The organism is Brevundimonas sp. FV1ps31S (genome assembly GCF_058681265.1).
In genome coordinates, this window is the sequence record NZ_CM178735.1 from 2,915,975 (window position 1) to 2,933,245 (window position 17,271).

The window sequence follows — 17,271 nt, forward strand, 5'->3', positions numbered from 1 at the left end:
CTCTTCCCCGAGCCCCAGATGGCGAATCCAGCCGTCGCCAGAGCTCGTCTGCGTGTTCCTGATTGTGCTCTATTTCTTGATGATCTTCATCGTCCCGTCGGTCGTCGACGTCTATTTCGACGTCGTCGAACGACGGGCCTGCGAACAGTCAGGGATCGAGGCCGGCGCGCAGCCGGACCCCGACCCCCAGTATCGGCTTCAACGCCGGTGACCCAGGCGCCCCGAAACGCCCCCGAGGCCGAGCGGCGCCGAGCCCCTCAGAAGGCGAAGCGCAGACGGGCCCCGAGCTCGCGCGGACGCCCCATGTCGTAGCGGAGGATGCCGACGAGCGAGAGGAGATTGAGCCCGCCGGTCAGATACTCCTCGTCGGTCAGGTTCGTGCCGAAGACCGCGAACTTCCACCGCCCGTCCGGCGAGGTGTATTCGACCTGGCCGTTGAGGAGCCCATAGGGATCGAGCCGCACAGCATCGACGTCGCTGGCCGAGCCGTACTGGGCGCTTCTCCAGCCGTAGTCGAGATTGAAGCGGGTGACCGCGCCGGACCCATGGTCGATGTCGTAAGACGCCCCGACCGAATAGAACCATTTGGGCAGACGCGGCAGCGGACTGTTCAGAGTGACCCCGACGCCGGGATTGAGCTCATCGAAGGCGCCTTCCATATAGGCGGCGGCGACCTGCAGGCGCAGATGCTCCGTCACGAAGGCCGCGCTCTCCAGCTCGATCCCGAAGATATGAGCCTGGCCGGCGTTCTCGAGGATGGAGGTGGGCAGCGGGGGCGCCGGCGGCGGCGGCGTGTACTGCCGATTGATCTGCATGTCCTCGTAGTCGGTGTAGAAGACGGTCGGATTGATCGTCACCCGCCGGCCCAGGAAGGCCATGCGCGCGCCCGTCTCATAGGAGGTCACGGTCTCGGAGTTGAACCCGATCGCATCGGCCGTGGCCGGAACAATATTGAAGCCGCCCGCCCGCGCACCGCGACTGACCGAGGCGTAGGTCATGATGTCGTCCGACCAGTCGTATTGGACGCGGCCAACGGCAGGGTGGTCGTCTCGCTCAAAGACCCGGAATCCGAGGCGCCCGCGACGGGCAGCAGGTTCTGGGTCGCAATGGCGATGTCCTCGGTCCCGACCCGCACGCCGCCCGTCACCTTGAGCTGCGGCGTCAGACTATAGGTGAGGTTGGTGTAGGCGGAGAGGGATTCGCGTGTGTTGGTATAGGCGGACCGGCTCTCCACGATCAGGCCCGCGGCGTTGGGCGCGAACTGGCCGCTCGTCGCCGAATAGGTCTCGTCATAATAGAAGACGCCGGCGACATACTGCAGGCGACCCGCAAACAGATCCCCCTGGGCCTGAAGCTCGTGGGACTGGGATTCGACGCGGCTGTCGCTGTACTGGCGCCCGCCGGCGGGCGTGCCGTCGAGATCATTGCTCCAGGCGTCGTCGATGACCGATCGACCGCTCAGCAGCTTGAGCGTCAGTTGGTCGCTGACGTCCCATTCGCCAGTGAAGCGCAGGTGGTTGGCGCGGGCGTCGTCGAAATCATCGACGGGCAGGCCGCCGTAGTTGCAGTAGACGCAGGGCGAGGCGAGCGCCTGGGTGAAGCGCGGCGTATTGGTCGGCCGCGCATTCCAGCGCGCCGCAAGGACGCCGCTCTCGGAGATGACCGGAATATAGGCCGTGGATCCCCGGCTCGAACTGTCGGAATCCTCATAGACGAGATTGAAGGTCAGGGCGCCGATCGGCTTGTACTGGGCCTGGATGCGAAACAGGGTGTTTTCAGTCGAACCGCCCTTTTCGTCGTCCGCGACATGATCGACATAGCCGCCGGTCTCCAGGGTCGCGCCCGTCAGCCGGACGGCGAACTTGTCGCCGAACGGAAGGTTCAGCGCGCCGATGAGGTCTTGCCGGTCGTAGTCGCCATAGGTCCCTTCCAGGAAACCGCCGAAGCTCGCCTGCGGCCGTCGCGTCGTATAGCGCACGGCGCCGCCGAGGGAGTTGCGGCCGAACAGGGTGCCCTGCGGCCCGCGCGACACCTCGACCTGGGCGATGTCCATGGCGCGCAGGACATTGCCGGCGATCCCCGGATAGTAGAAGTCGTCGATATACAGCGGCACGGACGGCTCGCTGCCGTTGCCGGCGCGCATCTGACCCAGGCCGCGAAGCCAGAAGGTGGCGCTGTTGGCGCCCGGCCCATTGGTCTGCGAGCCGATCGACAGACCGGGCACGAGATTCTCAAGCCCCCGGACGGACTGCACCCCCCGCGCCTGAAGCTGTTCGGCCGTGATCACCGTGACGGCGAGCGGCGTGTCCTGAAGATTGGTGCTGCGGCGTTCAGCCGTCACCACGATGTCGTCGACCGTCGCCGCGCCGGGCGGGCTCGACGTCTGTTGAGCTAGGCCAGTCCAGGCGCCAGCAGGCAGGCGGCGGACGCAAGCAGAAGTGCGCGCATTGTCTCATCCCTATGTTTTTTTGATTGGCGTTCCAGTGGTCCGATGGCCCTGGAATCGGTTTTGGTCAGCGGTTGCGTATTCGGTCCACGGAACCCAGGACGGGCCGCATGGCCGCCCCCCGAATGCGCTGCCCCAAGCTCTGGCTTCGGTGGACCTCAGGGGCGGCGGGCGTCTCGCCGACAAAGGCGAAGCGCCGGAACAGCGACAGCGCATTGGTGCGATAGACCGCGTCCCGTTGCGGCCCGTTCCAAAGGGGCAGCCGGTCGATCTCCTTCATCTGCAGCGCCGTGATCGGCGCGGGTGCGAAGGGGAAGTCGCTGCCGAACAGGATGTGGCTGTGGTCGACCAGTTGTCCGAGCGCCGCCATGGCGAACGGAGACGGCGACAGGGCCGTGTCGAAATAGAAGCGCCGCATATAGGTCAGCACCCCCTGCGGGGCGCGGGCGGCGAACTCCGGCATCATATTGGCGAGCGACAGCCGCCAGGCGGCGTAGGGGAGAAATCCACCGGCGTGGGCCAGGATCCAGCGAATGCGGGGATAACGCTCCAGCACGCCCGACAGGATCAGATTGAGGGAGGCGCGGGTGGTGTCGCACAGAAACTCCATCAGATATCCCGGCATGGCCAGGCCGAGGGTCTCGCTGCTCGGATGAAGATTCGGATGGATGAAGACGATCGCCGATCGCCGGTTCAACTCGGCCATCAGCTCCTCGAACCGGGGGTCGCCCAGGAAGACCCCGTCGACGCTGCCCAGCAGGACGATCCCGTCGGCGTTCAGCACGTCCAGCGCATAGATGGCTTCCGCGCAGGCCGACGCCGCAAAAGGCATGGGCAGGATGGCGAAGGCGCCGAACCGGTCCGGGCGGTCCGACACCATGCCGGCGGCGAACTCATTGCAGGCCCGCGCCAGAGATCGGGCGGCGGCTTCGTCGGCGAACCGCACGCCGGGCGCCGAGACCGAGGTGACGGCCGCGCCGATACCCTGCTGGTCCATGATGTCGAGCGAGTGCTGGACGCTCCACTGCGGCACCGGGCCGCCCGCCATGTCGGTGATTCCATGCCGCTCGAGCGCCTGCAGCAGGGCCGGCGGGAGCAGGTGATGGTGAACGTCGATCCGGCCGGACGTCTGCGGGCGAGATGGGCTCATGGGGTCTGTCCGTGCGAGGCGGGCGTCAGGCGCGCCAGATGAAGTCGGGGCCGGGCATATGGCGGCCGTCGTCGATCCCGATCTCCCGGGTGATCAGCCGATTGAGCTTGCCGTTCATCTGAAGGATCAGGTCCCGAACCGTTTCGGGAGCGGCCGCGAGATTGCGCGTCTCGCCCGGGTCCGCCTCGGTGTCGTAGAGCTCCAGATCGTTGCGGGCGATCAGAGCGTCCCAGTCCGTCGGCGTATTGTGTTCGGTCGGGGCGAAATAGCGGGCGAACTTGTAGCGCCCGTCGTAGACGCCGCGCATCTGGCCGCGCTTGGACAGGCCGCCGCGGAATTCCGGTTTGACCAGGGCCATGAGGCTGAAGGCTCGACCGTGTTTACGCTCCTCCTCAAAGGCCAGGGAGGCCACGTGATCCTGGTAGATCAGGCTGGTCCAGTGCATCAGAAGACCGTCGCGGCCGGCCCGGGGATCGGGCGAGGCGGGGTCGACGATGACGGGGCTGAGATCGCGCCCGATCAGTTCGGGAACCTCGCGCTGGACCGCGTCTGCAGGGACGCCGGCGAGGCCCAGAAGGGTCGGCGCCATGTCGACATGGCTCGCGAGCGTCGGGGTCGAGGCCGCGCCCGGCCGGTCCGGGTGGCGGACCAGCAGGGGGACCTGCGTCGACTCGCGGTAAGGCAGGACGCCCTTGCCCCGCAGACCGTGGACGCCGAGCATTTCGCCATGATCGGCCGTGAAGACGACGATGGTGCGATCGGCCTGACCGCTGGCGTCGAGCGCCTCCAGAAGGCGCGCGATGTGGACGTCGCTCTCGCGGATGCAGTTGTAATAGTAGTTGACGAATTCGGTCGCCGTGGCCGGATCCGTCAGATCCAGTTCGCCCAGGGCATAGGCTTCGGTGAGGGCGTATTCCGCCGCCGCCGGCAGCCGTGCGTCGGAGGCCGACCGTCCGAAGTTGGCGGGCGGCGGATAGCCGAGGACTTCGCGGTACAGGGGCGTGTCCGGCGGGCGAGACAGATCGTCCGGATAGAGGATCTTGCGCGTCGCGGTCATCTTGGGACCCGACGTGTAATACATGATGTCGTGCGGGTTCAGGATGTTCACGGCGGCGAACCACGGCTTGTCGGCCGCCTTCTGACGATCCAGGAAGGCGATGGCCTTGTCCGTGGTCTTGCCGTCCTCGCCATGCCCGCCGAGCGGGCCGTCGATCTCATAGCCGGTCCCGGTCTCGTCAAAGCCGTAGCTGCGGATCTCGGCCTGGACCTCGGATTCCGACAGTGGTTTGCGGCGGCGTCCATGCAGCTTGCTGAGGTGCCATTTGCCGAAATAGGCGGCGTGGTAGCCGGCCCCGCGCATCAGGGTCCCCAGGGTCGGCACGTCGGTCTTCATTTCCGGCGCATAGGGCAGCGGCATATTCTCCCACACGCCGTTCCGCTGGGAATGCTGACCTGTGTAAAGGGCCGCCCGCGCGGTCGCGCACACCGGCGACGGGGTGAAGGCGCGGCTGAAGGACAGGGACTCGCGCAACAGCCGCGCGCGACCCGGACAATGGCGCTCGATGAAGCCCGCCGGGAGGAGCGACCAGACCTGCTCCTGGTCGCTGGTCACCAGAAGGATGTTGTAGGGCTTGGCGGCGCGGTCCTGAGGCAGGCGGATCTCAGGCTGACCGCCGGGCCGGGTCACCCCCCAGGCGGTCGCGGCGCCGGCAAGGGTCAAAACCCCGGCGCCGGCGAGCACTTTTCGACGCGACCAGGCCATCAGACCCGCCCTGCGCCGTGCATCACGACCTTTCGCGCAAGACGATACGTCTGCGGCGTCGCGCCTTCGCGGACCTGCGCACAGGCGGTCATAAGTCTCAGAACGTGAACCATTGTTTCCTCAACGCTTTTATTTGCACTCTTTTTGTTTATTTAGACAGGCGTGATCAGAAATATCAATAGCGCGTCGTATTAGGGTCCGCGTATGCATTCTGGGTGACGAATCTCCGCCCCAAACGCACCATGACCGCCGCCCGCCGCCGCATGCGTGAGGCCGCGATCCGTCTCTTCGCTGAAAAGGGCTCGACCCAGGTGTCGATGAGCGAACTGGCTCAGGCCGCCGGCGTCGCCCGCGGCACGGCGCACAACAATCTGGAATCCCCCGACGCCTTCTTTCGTGAGATCGCCAGCGAACTGGCCGACGAGATGAACGACCGGATCACCCTCAGTTCCGACGGGATCAGCGACCCGACGCGGCGCCTCGCCTTCGCCATCCGGTTCTACGTTCGGCGCGCCCACGAGGAGCCGGACTGGGGCCGCTTCCTCCTGCGCTTCGCGATCAGCGAACAGGCGCTCCAGGCCTTCTGGCTCGGCCAACCGATCCAGGACCTGACCAAGGGCCAGGAGAGCGGCGCCTTCTCTTTCCGGATCGATCAGACGCCCTCGGCCCTCGGCTTCATCGCCGGCAGCGTGCTCGGCGCCATACTACTCGTGCTCGATGGTCACAGGACCTGGCGCGACGCCGGCCGCGACGCCGTGGAGTTCGCCCTACGGGCGCTCGGCGTGCCTGAGCCCGTCGCCTGCGAGCTCGCGATCGCCGACCTGCCGCCCCTGCTCGAGCTGCCGGCCGCGCCTCGCGCGCGCAAGTCCGGCGCCGCTTCAGGGTAGGCGCGCCTCAGGCGCCATCTGCCGCGCCCGTCCCCAGCAGATCCAGGGCGGCGTCGACGAGCTCGGACGTCTGTTCGACGGGACCATCGACCAGAATGACCCGGTCTGGGCGGACGACGGCGACCCAGCCGACCGGGGCGACGCCGGGAATCAAGGCGCCGTCCAGGTCTTCATAGTCGTCGGGTCGCGCGCAGACCTGGCCGGCATGTCCGATCTGGACCAGGCCGTAGCCCCTTGCGGCCCAGGTCCGCCGCAGATCCGGGGCCAGTTGCAATCCGGGATCGACGCCGAAACCGACCAGACAGAAGGACGCGCCCAGGGCCGCGTCGCTGCGGATCAGGTCCCCGGCCCAGGATCGGAGACGAACCTGCGGGATCTGGGCGCCGCGGATCAGTCGCCGCCCGCCGCGCCCTTTCACGAAGAGGCCCTTGCGGAAGCGGTTCTGCGGTTTGACGCCCAGGTCGTCGGTGAAGCGACGCAGGATCGGCACGCCGCGCGCGCCGCGCATCAGGGCATGCACGAGCCGAGCGCGCAGCGCGCTGGGCGGCATGACCAGTCCGCCCATCAGCTTGGCCAAGGCGATCATCGCGCGGGCGTGAGGCCGTCTCTCGGCGTCATAACTGTCGAGAATGCGCGGCGCCGCCTGACCCTTGACCACGGCCTCGAGCTTCCAGGCGAGATTGGCCGCATCGCGCAGACCCGCCACCAGCCCCTGGCCGATGAAGGGCGGGGTGACATGGGCCGCGTCTCCCGCGAGCAGGGTGCGTCCCCGTCCGAACGCCTGGCAGCAACGGGCGTGAAACCGGTAGACGGCCCGGCGTTCGATCTTCACCTGGTCGGGCGTGAGCCAGGGGCTGAGAAGTTCGGCGACCTGAGCGTCGCTCTCCATCGCCTCACGGGTCTCGCCGCGCCTCAGCATGAACTCCCAGCGCTCCCGCCCGCCGGGCGCCGGCATGTGGGCGATGGGCCGCTTCGGATCGCAGATGAACTCGACATGGTCGATCGGCGACGGCGGATCGAGCGCGTCGATGATCAGCCAGTCCTCGGCATAGGTTTGGCCGGTGAAGGCCTGGCCGATCGCCTGCCGCACAAAGGAGGAGGCGCCGTCGGCCCCGACGAGATAGGCGGCGCGGATCCGGGTCTCGCGACCCGCCTTGTCCTTCACGACGACGACGACCGCCCCGTCCGTTTCCTCGATCAACACCACCTCTCGTCCCGGCAGCACCTTGACGCTCGCCAGGGTGTCGACGTGGCACCTCAGGGCCGCCTCGAGGTCCGGCTGGGCGAAGGTGACGAGCTTGGGGTGGCCGTCGATGGCGCCGGCGGTGTTGATCTCGCCGAACTGGCCCAGGAAGGGCGAGTGCATCCTCACGCAGGCGATGGCCCGGCGCGGGAAGGCGTCGTCGCTCAGGCCGATCATCTGCAGGATGCGCAGCGCTTCATTATCCAGGGCGATGGCCCGCGGCTGGGTGACCATGACCTCGGCCTTGTCGACGACGAGGGTCTCAACGCCATAGCGCCCCAGCAGGCTGGCGACGGCGGCGCCGACCGGACCATAGCCGACGACGACGACCGTGGTTTCGAGAAGGGTCTTTCGAGTCATGAGGTGCTCAACTGCGGGCGACGATGCGCTGGGCCAGCGCCGGGGAGAGCCGATTGAGCAGCGGCAGGAAGCGGGCCTTGCCGGGGTAGACCGTCGCCCTGCCCTTGCGGGCGCCGGCCAGGGTCTGGGCGACGACATCCTGCGGCCGCATCTTGCTGACGCTGCGGTGTTCGACCGAGGGCGTATCCACCACCGGCGGGCACACCTCCGTCACGGAGATGTTCAGAGGCGCCAGGGTCCGGCGCAGGGTCAGAGCCAGACTGTGCAAGGCCGCCTTGGAGGCCGAATAGAGCGGCGTACGCGGGGACGGCACAAGCCCATATCCGGAGCCGACGATAATCAGGCGAGACGGCGCTCCGGTCCTGAGAGCCGGGAGGAACTCGGCGATGAGGTTGACCGCCCCCTCGTAATTGACCCGGATCTCGCGGGTCAGGTCGAAACAGGCGTCCAGGGTGGTCAGATCGACTTCACGCGAGCCGCCGGCGTTGCTGACGAGCAGGTCGATACGGTCATGGTCCCTGCGGACGGTCGCGGCGAAGGCGCGCACGGACTGGCGCTCGACCACGTCGCAGCGGACCGTCCGGACGGCGGGAAAGGCCGCCGCGAGTTGAGCCAGACGCTCGGCGTCCCGCCCGCAGGCATAGACCGTATAGCCCTCGTGCAGCAGGGTTTCGACGAAGGCGCGACCGATGCCCGAGGAGCCGCCGCTGACGACGGCGATGGGTGCGGCGTTTGGGGTATGGGCTGAGGTCGTCATGATCTGAGAACGACCTCCTGGCCGAACGGCAGGAAGCCCAGGGCCCGGCGCGCCTTTTCCGCTTGAGCATCGTCGGCCATGACGGCGCGGATCACCATGCCGCGCGACGGATCCTCGACGGCCTCCACGGCGTGCGGCTGAAGACCGGCTTGGGCCAGCGCCAACTGCGCGGCAAATCGAACTTCGCGGCGTTTCAGATCCGGCTTGAACACCTTGCCGACCGGCGTGAGCGGTATCTGGGTGACGATGTGAATCGCCTTGGGCACGGCGGCCCGCTCGGTGATTTCATATTGCGCGAAGGCGAGCAGTTCGGCCTCGGTGACCGTCGCCCCTTGCTTGAGCTGCACATAGGCGACCGGCAGTTCGCCCGCGTGGGGATCGGGCCGGCCGACGGCTGCGGCGATCTGCACGGCGGGGTGTCGGTGCAGAGGCTCTTCGATCGCGGCCGGATCGATGTTGTGGCCGCCGCGGATGATCAGTTCCTTGCTGCGGCCGGTGAGCCAGAAATAGCCGTCAGCGTCCTGCCGCGCGAGATCCCCGGTGTTCAGCCAGGTCCGGTCCTGCCCGGCCTCGACCCAGAGACCGACATTCTGTTCCTCAAGCCTGTAGCCCTCGAACAGATTCGGACCATTGACGACCAGGGCGCCGGCTTCGCCGGTGGCGCAGTCGCGAACAAAATCCCCCGCCCCGTCCAGCACGACCGTCTTCATCCTCTGGCCGGGAAGGCGCAGGCCGATGGAGCCCGCCCGGCGCTCGCCGTCCGGCGGATTGACGCTGGAGACGCAGGTGGCTTCGGTCAGGCCGTAGCCTTCCAGAATCCGCAGGCCCGTGCGCGCCTCGAAATCCTTCAGCAGTTGCACCGGCATGGGGGCTGCGCCGCACAGGCCGTACTCCAGAGACTCGATCCGCCGCCCGTCGAGCGGGGTCTGCATCAAGGCGGCGTAGAGGGTCGGCACGCCGCTGAAGAAGTTGATGCGATGGCGTTCGACGATCTCCCAGAACCGCTTGACCACGCCTTCGCCGCGATAGCCCTGCGGCGTGCCAAGGACGACATGAGCCCCCTGCGAGAAGGGCACGAGCCCGGTCACCATCACGCCGTTGACGTGAAACAGCGGCAGGCCGCAGAAGACAGTCTTGCCGCGACCGACCCCCTCGCCCATGAAGCGCGAGATCGACCAGGCGTTGGCCGTCTCGGCTCCGTGACGCCGCATGGCGATCTTGGGCACGCCCGTGGTGCCCCCCGTGCAGAAGAAGGACGAGATCTCGCCCCCGCCGATGCGCCGGCCGCTGACCAGCCGGTCAGCCGGCTGCCGCCGGACGAGCGTGCGAAAATCATGAATCGGCACGCCGGCGCAGGCCGGCTTGCGCAAGCCGCCGGGACCGAACGCCGCGCGGAGCGCCCGACGCTGGAGCAGGCGCGCGCCGATCCCCTTCACGCCTCGGACCCGGTCCGCCAGGCTCACCAGCACCAGGCTGCGCAGCGTCGGAACATGGGGGAGGACGGCCCGGACCTTGTCCCACAGATCGACCTTGGGAAAGGGCGCCAGACTGACCAGGATGGAAGCGCCCGCCGCATTGAGGAGTTCGGCGATCGCCTCGGGCTCCAGCAGCGGATTGATCGCCGCCACCACGCCCGCCGCCTCGCCGCCCCAGAGCACGAAATGGGTCTCCGGCAGGTTCGGCAGGAGAAAGGCGATGACCGTGTCCGGTCCGGCGCCCAGGGCGTGAAAGGCGTTGGCGGTCCGGGTGATCTCGGCGATCAGGCGACGATAGCTCCAGGTCTCGGGCCGGCCCTGGTCCTCGATCGTGAGAAAGAAGCTCAGGGCCGGGGCGGCGGGATCGAGCGCCGCGCCGCGCTTCAGGAGGTCATAGGTGTTCTGGGGCCAGTCCGCAGGCGGTCCCTCCGCCTCGATGGCCCGGACGTCGTCCAGGGTGGCGACGCCGGTCACGCCTCGCCCTCCGCGACGATGCGATTGCGCTGCACCCCGAGATCGATGCGGCCGTCGCCGCTGGCGATCCGCGTCTCGATCACGTCGCCGGGCTGGAGATACTGGGACCGCTTGGCCTGGATCCTGAAGAAGATCTTCCACTTCATCTTGTCTGGCAGGAGGGCGCCCAGGCGCTGCCGGGCCGGCGACGGCACGGCCAGGGCGCAGCCCGACGGCGTGCCTGTCGCCAGAAGGTCGCCCGCCGAGAAGTCGTGGACGGCGGACAGTTCGGTCAGGGTCTCAGCGGGGCCGAAGACGAGGTTACGGGTGTTGTCGCTCTGACGGAGCTGGCCATTGACCGACAGGCTCAGCTCCATGTCGGCGAGCGCCGCCATGTCCTCGCGTTCGAAAACGCAAAGATAGGGACCGACCGGCCCGAAGGTGCGGAAGCTCTTGCCCTTATGGAACTGCATCTCGGGGATCTGGATGTCGCGCGCCGAAATGTCGTTGACGATGACCGCGCCCGCGATGAAGTCGAACAGAGTGTCCTGCGTCACCGTCACCGGCCCGGCGATGTCGCGGCGCAGGATCAGACCGAGCTCCACCTCGTAATCCAGGAACCGGACCCGCCGAGGCCGCACCACATCGGCGTCGGCCGCCACGATGCAGCTCGGCGCCTTGGTGAAAATCATATTGTAGTGTTTGGCGTCCGGATCGAGCCCGGACTCGATCATGTGCTGGCGGTAGTTGGCGCCCTGGCAGACGAAACGCTGATTGCGCGTCACCGGCGACAGCAGGCGCACGCGCGACAGCGGAACACCCGGGCCGTCGAGCGCCTTCAGCCCCTGCGGCGTCGTCCCGCTGAGAAAGGCGCCCGTGGTCTCGAAGTCATAGGGGGCGGGGATGATGTCCTGGCCGTCCAGGACGCCCCAGAAGATCGCGTTGTCGAGAAGATAGCGGACGACGGTGACGGCCATGAGGAGATCCGATTGCAGTAAGGAGGGACGCGGGTCAGCCGAACAGGCGCGCCAGCGTGATCAGCTTGCGCACCGACAGGTCGGGGCTGCGGCGCGATTGCGCACCAGGGCCGCAATCGCGCCGGGGGTCATCTTCGGCTTGGTGAAGCTGGCCGGCATCTTCTGGCCCCACTGGGACATCGCGTCCCGCGTGGCGGCGTGAAAGCCCGTCGGCCGGTCGGCGGTGAACAGATCGCCGTCGCAATAGTGCTCGTGCTTGTCCCCCCATCTGCATCATTGTGTCTCGACACGCCCTTAGGGCGCCGCGTCTCCCTGATCGGCGCCGACATCAGACTATGCGACGCTATTTTGAACACAGATGATCATTTTTGGCGCCTCTGTCCAGATCAATCTGGTCCTGGGAGAAGCGTCTGGCGGACGCGACCGGCCGCGCTGACGGTTACAACTTGTCACACGTCGTCGCGGAGCCGTCGCATCCTGGGCCCGCCGCCGCGCTAGGAGGAGGCGCTCGCCCGCTAGGATTCTGGGGCGATCCTCACCCACCCTCGGACCGCGCGTCTCCGCGTCGACCGACCTCAAGGCGGAGACCAGGTTTTGATCGTTTTGTTTCGCACGCCCCGTCGGCGCGCCGCCCGTTTCGCCATCACCGCCGGCGCGGCCGCCGTCGCCGCCCTGACCGCTTCGGCCGTCCAGGCCCAGACGCCTGATCGGGCGCCTGATCGGGTGTCGGTGGGGGCCGGGGTTGCGGTGGTTCCGGCCTATCTCGGTTCGGAGGAGATGCGCGTGCTCGCCGTGCCGATCCTCGACGTGAAGCTCGGCCGCTTCTACGCCAACCCCGCAGACGGCGCGGGTCTCTTCGTGGTCGACACCGACCACTTCCGGCTGGGCGGCGGCCTGACCTTCGTGCGGGGACAGCGCGAGGACGATCTCCCGATGGGCGTCGACGACCTGTCGAACAGCGCCGGCGCGACCCTGCTGGCGCGCTACACGCTCGGCCGGACCGGTTTCACCCTGGGCGCCACGCGCGCCCTGGGCGGCGCAGAGGGCGCGACCGTGGAGGCCCGGGTCTCCCAGGCCTACCGGGTGAACCGGCGGCTGGTCGTCATTCCCAGCGTCGCGGCGACCTGGGCCGACGACAAGACCATGGCGGGCTATTTCGGCATCGACGAAGACGAGCGCCTCGCCTCGGGCCTGGAGGCCTTCGCGCCGGAGGCCGGGATGCGCGACCTCGCCGTCGCCGTGACCGCCCGCTACCATCTGACCCAGACTCTCAGCCTGAACGGCTCCCTGGGCGCGACCACCCTGCTCGGCGACGCCGCAGACAGCCCGCTGGCGGACCGACGGACCGCGCCCTTCGTCCTGGTCGGACTGTCGCGCGCGTTTTGAAAATCCGCCCCATGCCCGTCCGCCTTCCCCGTATGACCGGCGCAGGTCTCGCCGTCGCCCTCCTCCTGTCGGGATGCGGCCCGCAACTGCGCCTGGGCGGCGGCGATGCGGCGGAGGGCGGTTGACGTGATCGCGGACTTGGACGTCAATCGTCGGAGCCGGGAGGGCCGCACCTGGCGACACGACCGGGTCGTCGCCGTGTGTCGCGCGCGCCGACCCGTCGCATTCCGGGCAAGGCGAGCCCTCCGCCTGAAGACAAGGGTCGCCCATGGACACGGTTGAGAATTCGATGGGGCGCATCGCCCTGGTCGAGGATGATGCGGGCATCCGCGATCTGGTCGAAAGTCTGCTGAAGCGGGAAGGCTTCGAAGTCTTCGCCTTTTCCGGCGGCCGCGCCCTCTTCGCCGCCGACATCACCGAAACCCTGGACTGCGTCATCCTGGATCTCATGCTGCCGGGCGAGGACGGGCTGGAGATCTGCCGCGAATTGCGCAGCGTGGATCGTCGCCTGCCGATCCTGATCGTGACCGCCAAGGGCGATCCGATCGATCGGGTGATCGGACTGGAACTGGGCGCCGACGACTATCTCGCCAAGCCGTTCAACTCGCGCGAACTCCTCGCCCGGGTCCGATCGATCATTCGCCGGACGCGCGATCTGGGTCAGGCCGCCGTCCCCCAGGACGACGAGCGGTTCCGCTTCCTGGGGTGGACGCTGCGCGCGGGCGCGCGCGAACTGCTCGACGAGGCCGGACAGAGCGTCCCCCTCAGCACCGGGGATTTCGAACTGCTGCACATCTTCGTCACCCATCCGCAGAACGTCCTGTCGCGCGAACTGCTGCTCAATCGCACGCGCGGCGGCACCCGCGACTTCGTCGATCGGGTCATCGACGTCCAGATCAGCCGGTTGAGACGAAAGCTGGGCGACGATCCGCGCAATCCCACCATCATCCGCACCATTCGCGGCGACGGCTATCTGTTCGGCCCCAAGGTCGTCCGATGCTGAATCGGCGCCTGGGCCTGCGCGGCCGCATCGGCCTGCTTCTGCTGCTGCATATGGCGGCGATGGCCGGCCTGTTTTTAGCCTTCGTCAAGGCGTCGCATCATTGGGGCTCGACCCCCGTCTACAGGCTGCCTCGCCCTGAGACGGTCGCCGATATCGCGGCCGCCTTCGAACAGACGCCGCCGTCCGCACATCCGGATCTGGTGCGCGCCTTCTCAGACACCACCCAGAGCGTGACCCTGCTGCCGGCCCTCCCGCCATTCGATCCCCGGACCGCCTCGACCCTCGACGCGGACCGGTATCGCGAGGCCCTTAAGGGCCGGCCGTTCCGGATCGTGGCGGCGAGTGGCCGCCCATCCCCGAACTTCGGGGAGTTTCCCGTCCTTTCCACCGACCCTATCCAGGTGATCACGACCCTGGCGGACGGGCGAGCCCTCGCCGTCTCGCAGATGGTCATTCCGCCCATCGCTCAGATCGTCGACCACGCTCTGTGGTTCCTGGGCTTAATGATCGGCCTCAACCTGATCGTGGCCCTGCTGATCGCCGACCAGACCCGACGCCCCGTCGAGCGGCTGCTGCGCGCGGTTCGACAGGATCGGCCGGAGGACTTCACCCGTCCCGGCCCCGGCGAGATCGTGGCGCTCGGCGCCGCCTTTCGCGATCTGAGGGCGGATCTGCACGCGATGATGGAAGAACGCACCCGGATTCTCGCCGCCATCGCTCACGATTTCCGCACCTATCTCACACGCATCAATCTCAGGAGCGACTTCATCGACGACCCGCGCCAGCGCGATCTGCTGGTCCAGGACATCGCCGAGATGAACGGCCTCATCGATGACGCCCTGGTCTACGCCGAAGGGGTCAAGGCGCTCTCCGGAGAAGCCGTGGTCGAACTCGTCGCCACCCTCGAGCCGCTGGCGGCCGACCGGAAGCTCCTGGGTCAGGTCGTGACCTTCGAAGCGCCGCCCGGGCCCCTGTGGGCCGCGATCGCGCCGGTCGCCCTGCATCGGATCGTAAACAATCTCCTCGACAACGCCCTGCGCTACGGCGGGGGGGATGCAACCCTGCGTCTCGGTCTCGTGGGCGAGGCCATACGCATTCAGATCGACGACCAAGGGCCGGGTGTTCCCGAGGCGGCCCTCGCGCGTCTCACCGAACCCTTCCACCGCCTTGAGACCTCCCGGTCCAGGGAGACCGGCGGCGCCGGACTGGGGCTGTCGATCGTGCTCGCCCTGGCCCAGGAGCACGACGCCCGGCTCAGCCTGGCGAACCGCCCCGAAGGCGGGTTCCGGGCGGAACTCCAGCTTCAGCCCGCGCCGCCTGCCTCAACCCTCGCCTAGACCGCTCACGAGGACGGGCGGCCCCGCCCCGGCCGACCTGCGCCCTCAATAATTTTTTGGACAGTCGTGATCAACTGGACTGGGAAATGATCAGAACAATAAAGGATCGCCCCAGCTCCGATCGGCGTGGATCGCCGCTCGGAGACGGGGTCAAGTTCCGCTTCTATGCGCTCAACCGGGAAGGAAAACGCCATGCGCGTGTTCGTTAGGATTCTGCTCCTGGTCGCAGGCGTGCTGAGCCTTGGGCTCGGCGCCGCGGTCGCTCACGCCTATTGGCCGAGCCCCCTGCCGCCGCAACAACGGGTCGAGCCGGCGGCGCCCCTCCTGATAGACAGGGTGACGGTCGTTGACGTCGAGACGGGGGCGCTGACGCCCGACCAGTCGGTCCTGATCACGGACGGCCGCATCGTTGAGATCGCCCCGGCGGATCAGATCGGCCAACGGCCGGGCCTGCGTCGGATCGAGGCCTCGGGCCAGTTTCTCGTGCCGGGCTACAACAATATGCACAGCCACATCCTGACCCGGGACCATCCGGAGGGCGGGCTGGCGCTGATGTTAGCGGAGGGTGTGACCGGCTTTCGTCAGATGGACGGAGACGACCGGCTCCTGAAGCTCCGACGCGAAAGCCGGCTGCCGCTGAACGCCGACACGCCGGCCCTGCTGGCGACATCGGGCCCCTTCGTCACCCCGCTGAACGCAGCCTCGCCCGAAGACGCCGCCGCCTGGGTGATCTCGCAGAAACGCAAGGGCGCCGATTTCATCAAGGTCGGCGCTACCACGCCGCCCCTGCTCTACGCCATGCTCGCCACCGCGCGAGACCAGTCCATTCCCGTGGTGGGCCATCTTCCGGAAGGCGTCGATCCAGTGCGCGCCTCCGAGGACGGCTTTCATTCGATCGAGCACCTCGGGCCTGGTGATACGGTGTGGATCGGCTGCTCGGCCGACAAGGCGCGCCTGATGGCCGATGCGGAGCAGCATCCCTCGGTCGCGGCCCCGCCCTTCCCCATCCCCGGCTTCGCCCGCAAGCTTCTCGAACCCTTCGTCAAACGCGCCCTGGGTCGACAACTCCTCAACCCGGCGGCTTTCGACAAGCCGGAGGACGTCCAACGTCTCCAGGCCGCCTTCGACAGCTACGAACCCGAGCAGTGCCGCGCCCTGGCTCAGACCTTTGCGCGAAACGACACCTGGGTCGTCCCGACCCTTGTGCGCCTGCGCACCCAATATCTGCAGGACGACCCCGAATACCGGACCGACCCCCTGATCCCCTATCTGGAGCCCCGCACCTATCGCGCCTGGACGGATGTGGCCGAGCGCTTCGCCGCCCTGCCGCAGACGTCCCGACAGACCTTCCGCGAAGGCTATGAGCGCAGTCTCGCTCTGACGGCCCTGCTCGCGGACGCGGACGTCTCCATGATGACCGGCACGGACGGCAGCTATCACGCGCCCGGCCTGACGATGGCGCAGGAGTTCCATGAACTCGCCCGGGCCGGGCTTTCGCCCCTGAAGATTCTTCAGATGACGACCCGGGATCCGGCGCGCTTCCTGGGCCGCACCGACACCATGGGAAGCGTCACGGTCGGAAAGGCGGCCGATCTGGTGCTGCTCTCGGACAATCCCCTGACCGACGTCGCCCATCTCGAGCGGATCACCGGCGTGATCCGGGCCGGTCACTATCATTCCAGCGACGACCTGGCCCGGCTCAAAGACCGCATCGCCGCAGGCCACGGACGGCTGGAATGATGGGGCGTCCTGCGGTGCGACGACGGTCGGCCGCCTTTGGCGCACAGACGGCGGCAAGGCGCTAAGGGCTCCGCCCTCGCGCGGGCCAGGGTGAAGCGGCTGCGCCGCCGAACCGGCCGGTCTCCCCGGCCTTCCGCGCCGGCGAAGAGGGCGACCGCGCGCACGGGTCCGAGGCTTGTGCAGGTCGGGCGATCCCCCTCCGGCCGGTCCGCCCTGGCCCTTGCTACCCCGGTCTCGCCGACGGGCAGGGTTTCAGGCGCGCAGTTCGCGTGCCTGCAACCCTTGCCCAAAGGAG

General features: G+C 67.9%; 14 protein-coding genes. 6 read left to right on the forward strand and 8 right to left on the reverse strand.

Annotated elements, in window-relative coordinates; all coding sequences use genetic code 11:
- Positions 1–52: 52 nt before the first annotated feature.
- On the forward strand, positions 53–211 hold the full coding sequence (locus ACVPT3_RS13910) for a hypothetical protein (RefSeq protein ID WP_492041461.1): 159 nt from the start codon (positions 53–55) through the stop codon (positions 209–211).
- Between the two features lie 46 nt (positions 212–257).
- On the opposite strand, the gene ACVPT3_RS13915 is transcribed toward ACVPT3_RS13910, so the two are convergent.
- The 4 genes from ACVPT3_RS13915 to ACVPT3_RS13930 all read right to left on the reverse strand — a co-directional run bounded on the left by ACVPT3_RS13915 (position 258) and on the right by ACVPT3_RS13930 (position 5,358).
- Positions 258–998: a TonB-dependent receptor domain-containing protein gene (locus ACVPT3_RS13915; RefSeq protein WP_492041462.1), complete on the reverse strand. Its 741-nt coding sequence runs from the start codon at positions 996–998 to the stop codon at positions 258–260.
- The gene (locus tag ACVPT3_RS13920) at positions 995–2,341 is read right to left on the reverse strand and encodes a TonB-dependent receptor (RefSeq protein WP_492041463.1); all 1,347 of its coding nucleotides are present in this window, start codon (positions 2,339–2,341) and stop codon (positions 995–997) included. The genes ACVPT3_RS13915 and ACVPT3_RS13920 overlap by 4 nt, the downstream gene beginning before the upstream one ends.
- Positions 2,342–2,513: 172 nt before the next feature.
- Positions 2,514–3,596 (reverse strand): amidohydrolase family protein, encoded by a 1,083-nt coding sequence (locus tag ACVPT3_RS13925; protein WP_492041464.1) that lies wholly within the window; start codon positions 3,594–3,596, stop codon positions 2,514–2,516.
- A gap of 25 nt (positions 3,597–3,621) precedes the next feature.
- A complete protein-coding gene (locus ACVPT3_RS13930) occupies positions 3,622–5,358 on the reverse strand; it encodes a sulfatase family protein (RefSeq protein ID WP_492041465.1) in 1,737 nt (578 codons plus the stop codon).
- Positions 5,359–5,600: 242 nt separating this feature from the next.
- Here ACVPT3_RS13930 and ACVPT3_RS13935 point away from each other — a divergent pair, with 242 nt between their 5' ends.
- Positions 5,601–6,245 (forward strand): TetR/AcrR family transcriptional regulator, encoded by a 645-nt coding sequence (locus ACVPT3_RS13935; protein WP_492041466.1) that lies wholly within the window; start codon positions 5,601–5,603, stop codon positions 6,243–6,245.
- Between the two features lie 7 nt (positions 6,246–6,252).
- Here ACVPT3_RS13935 and ACVPT3_RS13940 read toward each other — a convergent pair whose 3' ends face one another.
- The 4 genes from ACVPT3_RS13940 to ACVPT3_RS13955 are packed head-to-tail and all read right to left on the reverse strand — an operon-like array spanning position 6,253 to position 11,510.
- Complete coding sequence (locus ACVPT3_RS13940) at positions 6,253–7,848, reverse strand: bifunctional 3-(3-hydroxy-phenyl)propionate/3-hydroxycinnamic acid hydroxylase (RefSeq protein WP_492041467.1); 1,596 nt, start codon at positions 7,846–7,848, stop codon at positions 6,253–6,255.
- Positions 7,849–7,855: 7 nt separating this feature from the next.
- The gene (locus ACVPT3_RS13945) at positions 7,856–8,605 is read right to left on the reverse strand and encodes an SDR family NAD(P)-dependent oxidoreductase (protein WP_492041468.1); all 750 of its coding nucleotides are present in this window, start codon (positions 8,603–8,605) and stop codon (positions 7,856–7,858) included.
- Complete coding sequence (locus tag ACVPT3_RS13950; RefSeq protein ID WP_492041469.1) at positions 8,602–10,554, reverse strand: acyl-CoA synthetase; 1,953 nt, start codon at positions 10,552–10,554, stop codon at positions 8,602–8,604. The genes ACVPT3_RS13945 and ACVPT3_RS13950 overlap by 4 nt, the downstream gene beginning before the upstream one ends.
- Positions 10,551–11,510 (reverse strand): fumarylacetoacetate hydrolase family protein, encoded by a 960-nt coding sequence (locus ACVPT3_RS13955; protein ID WP_492041470.1) that lies wholly within the window; start codon positions 11,508–11,510, stop codon positions 10,551–10,553. The genes ACVPT3_RS13950 and ACVPT3_RS13955 overlap by 4 nt, the downstream gene beginning before the upstream one ends.
- A 594-nt stretch (positions 11,511–12,104) precedes the next feature.
- Here ACVPT3_RS13955 and ACVPT3_RS13960 point away from each other — a divergent pair.
- From ACVPT3_RS13960 to ACVPT3_RS13975, 4 genes are all read left to right on the forward strand, one after another.
- Positions 12,105–12,896: a MipA/OmpV family protein gene (locus ACVPT3_RS13960; protein WP_492041471.1), complete on the forward strand. Its 792-nt coding sequence runs from the start codon at positions 12,105–12,107 to the stop codon at positions 12,894–12,896.
- Between the two features lie 289 nt (positions 12,897–13,185).
- On the forward strand, positions 13,186–13,899 hold the full coding sequence (locus ACVPT3_RS13965) for a response regulator (protein ID WP_492041472.1): 714 nt from the start codon (positions 13,186–13,188) through the stop codon (positions 13,897–13,899).
- The gene (locus ACVPT3_RS13970; RefSeq protein ID WP_492041473.1) at positions 13,893–15,236 is read left to right on the forward strand and encodes a sensor histidine kinase; all 1,344 of its coding nucleotides are present in this window, start codon (positions 13,893–13,895) and stop codon (positions 15,234–15,236) included. The genes ACVPT3_RS13965 and ACVPT3_RS13970 overlap by 7 nt, the downstream gene beginning before the upstream one ends.
- Before the next feature lie 192 nt (positions 15,237–15,428).
- The gene (locus ACVPT3_RS13975) at positions 15,429–16,976 is read left to right on the forward strand and encodes an amidohydrolase family protein (RefSeq protein ID WP_492041474.1); all 1,548 of its coding nucleotides are present in this window, start codon (positions 15,429–15,431) and stop codon (positions 16,974–16,976) included.
- The last annotated feature ends 295 nt before the right edge of the window (positions 16,977–17,271 follow it).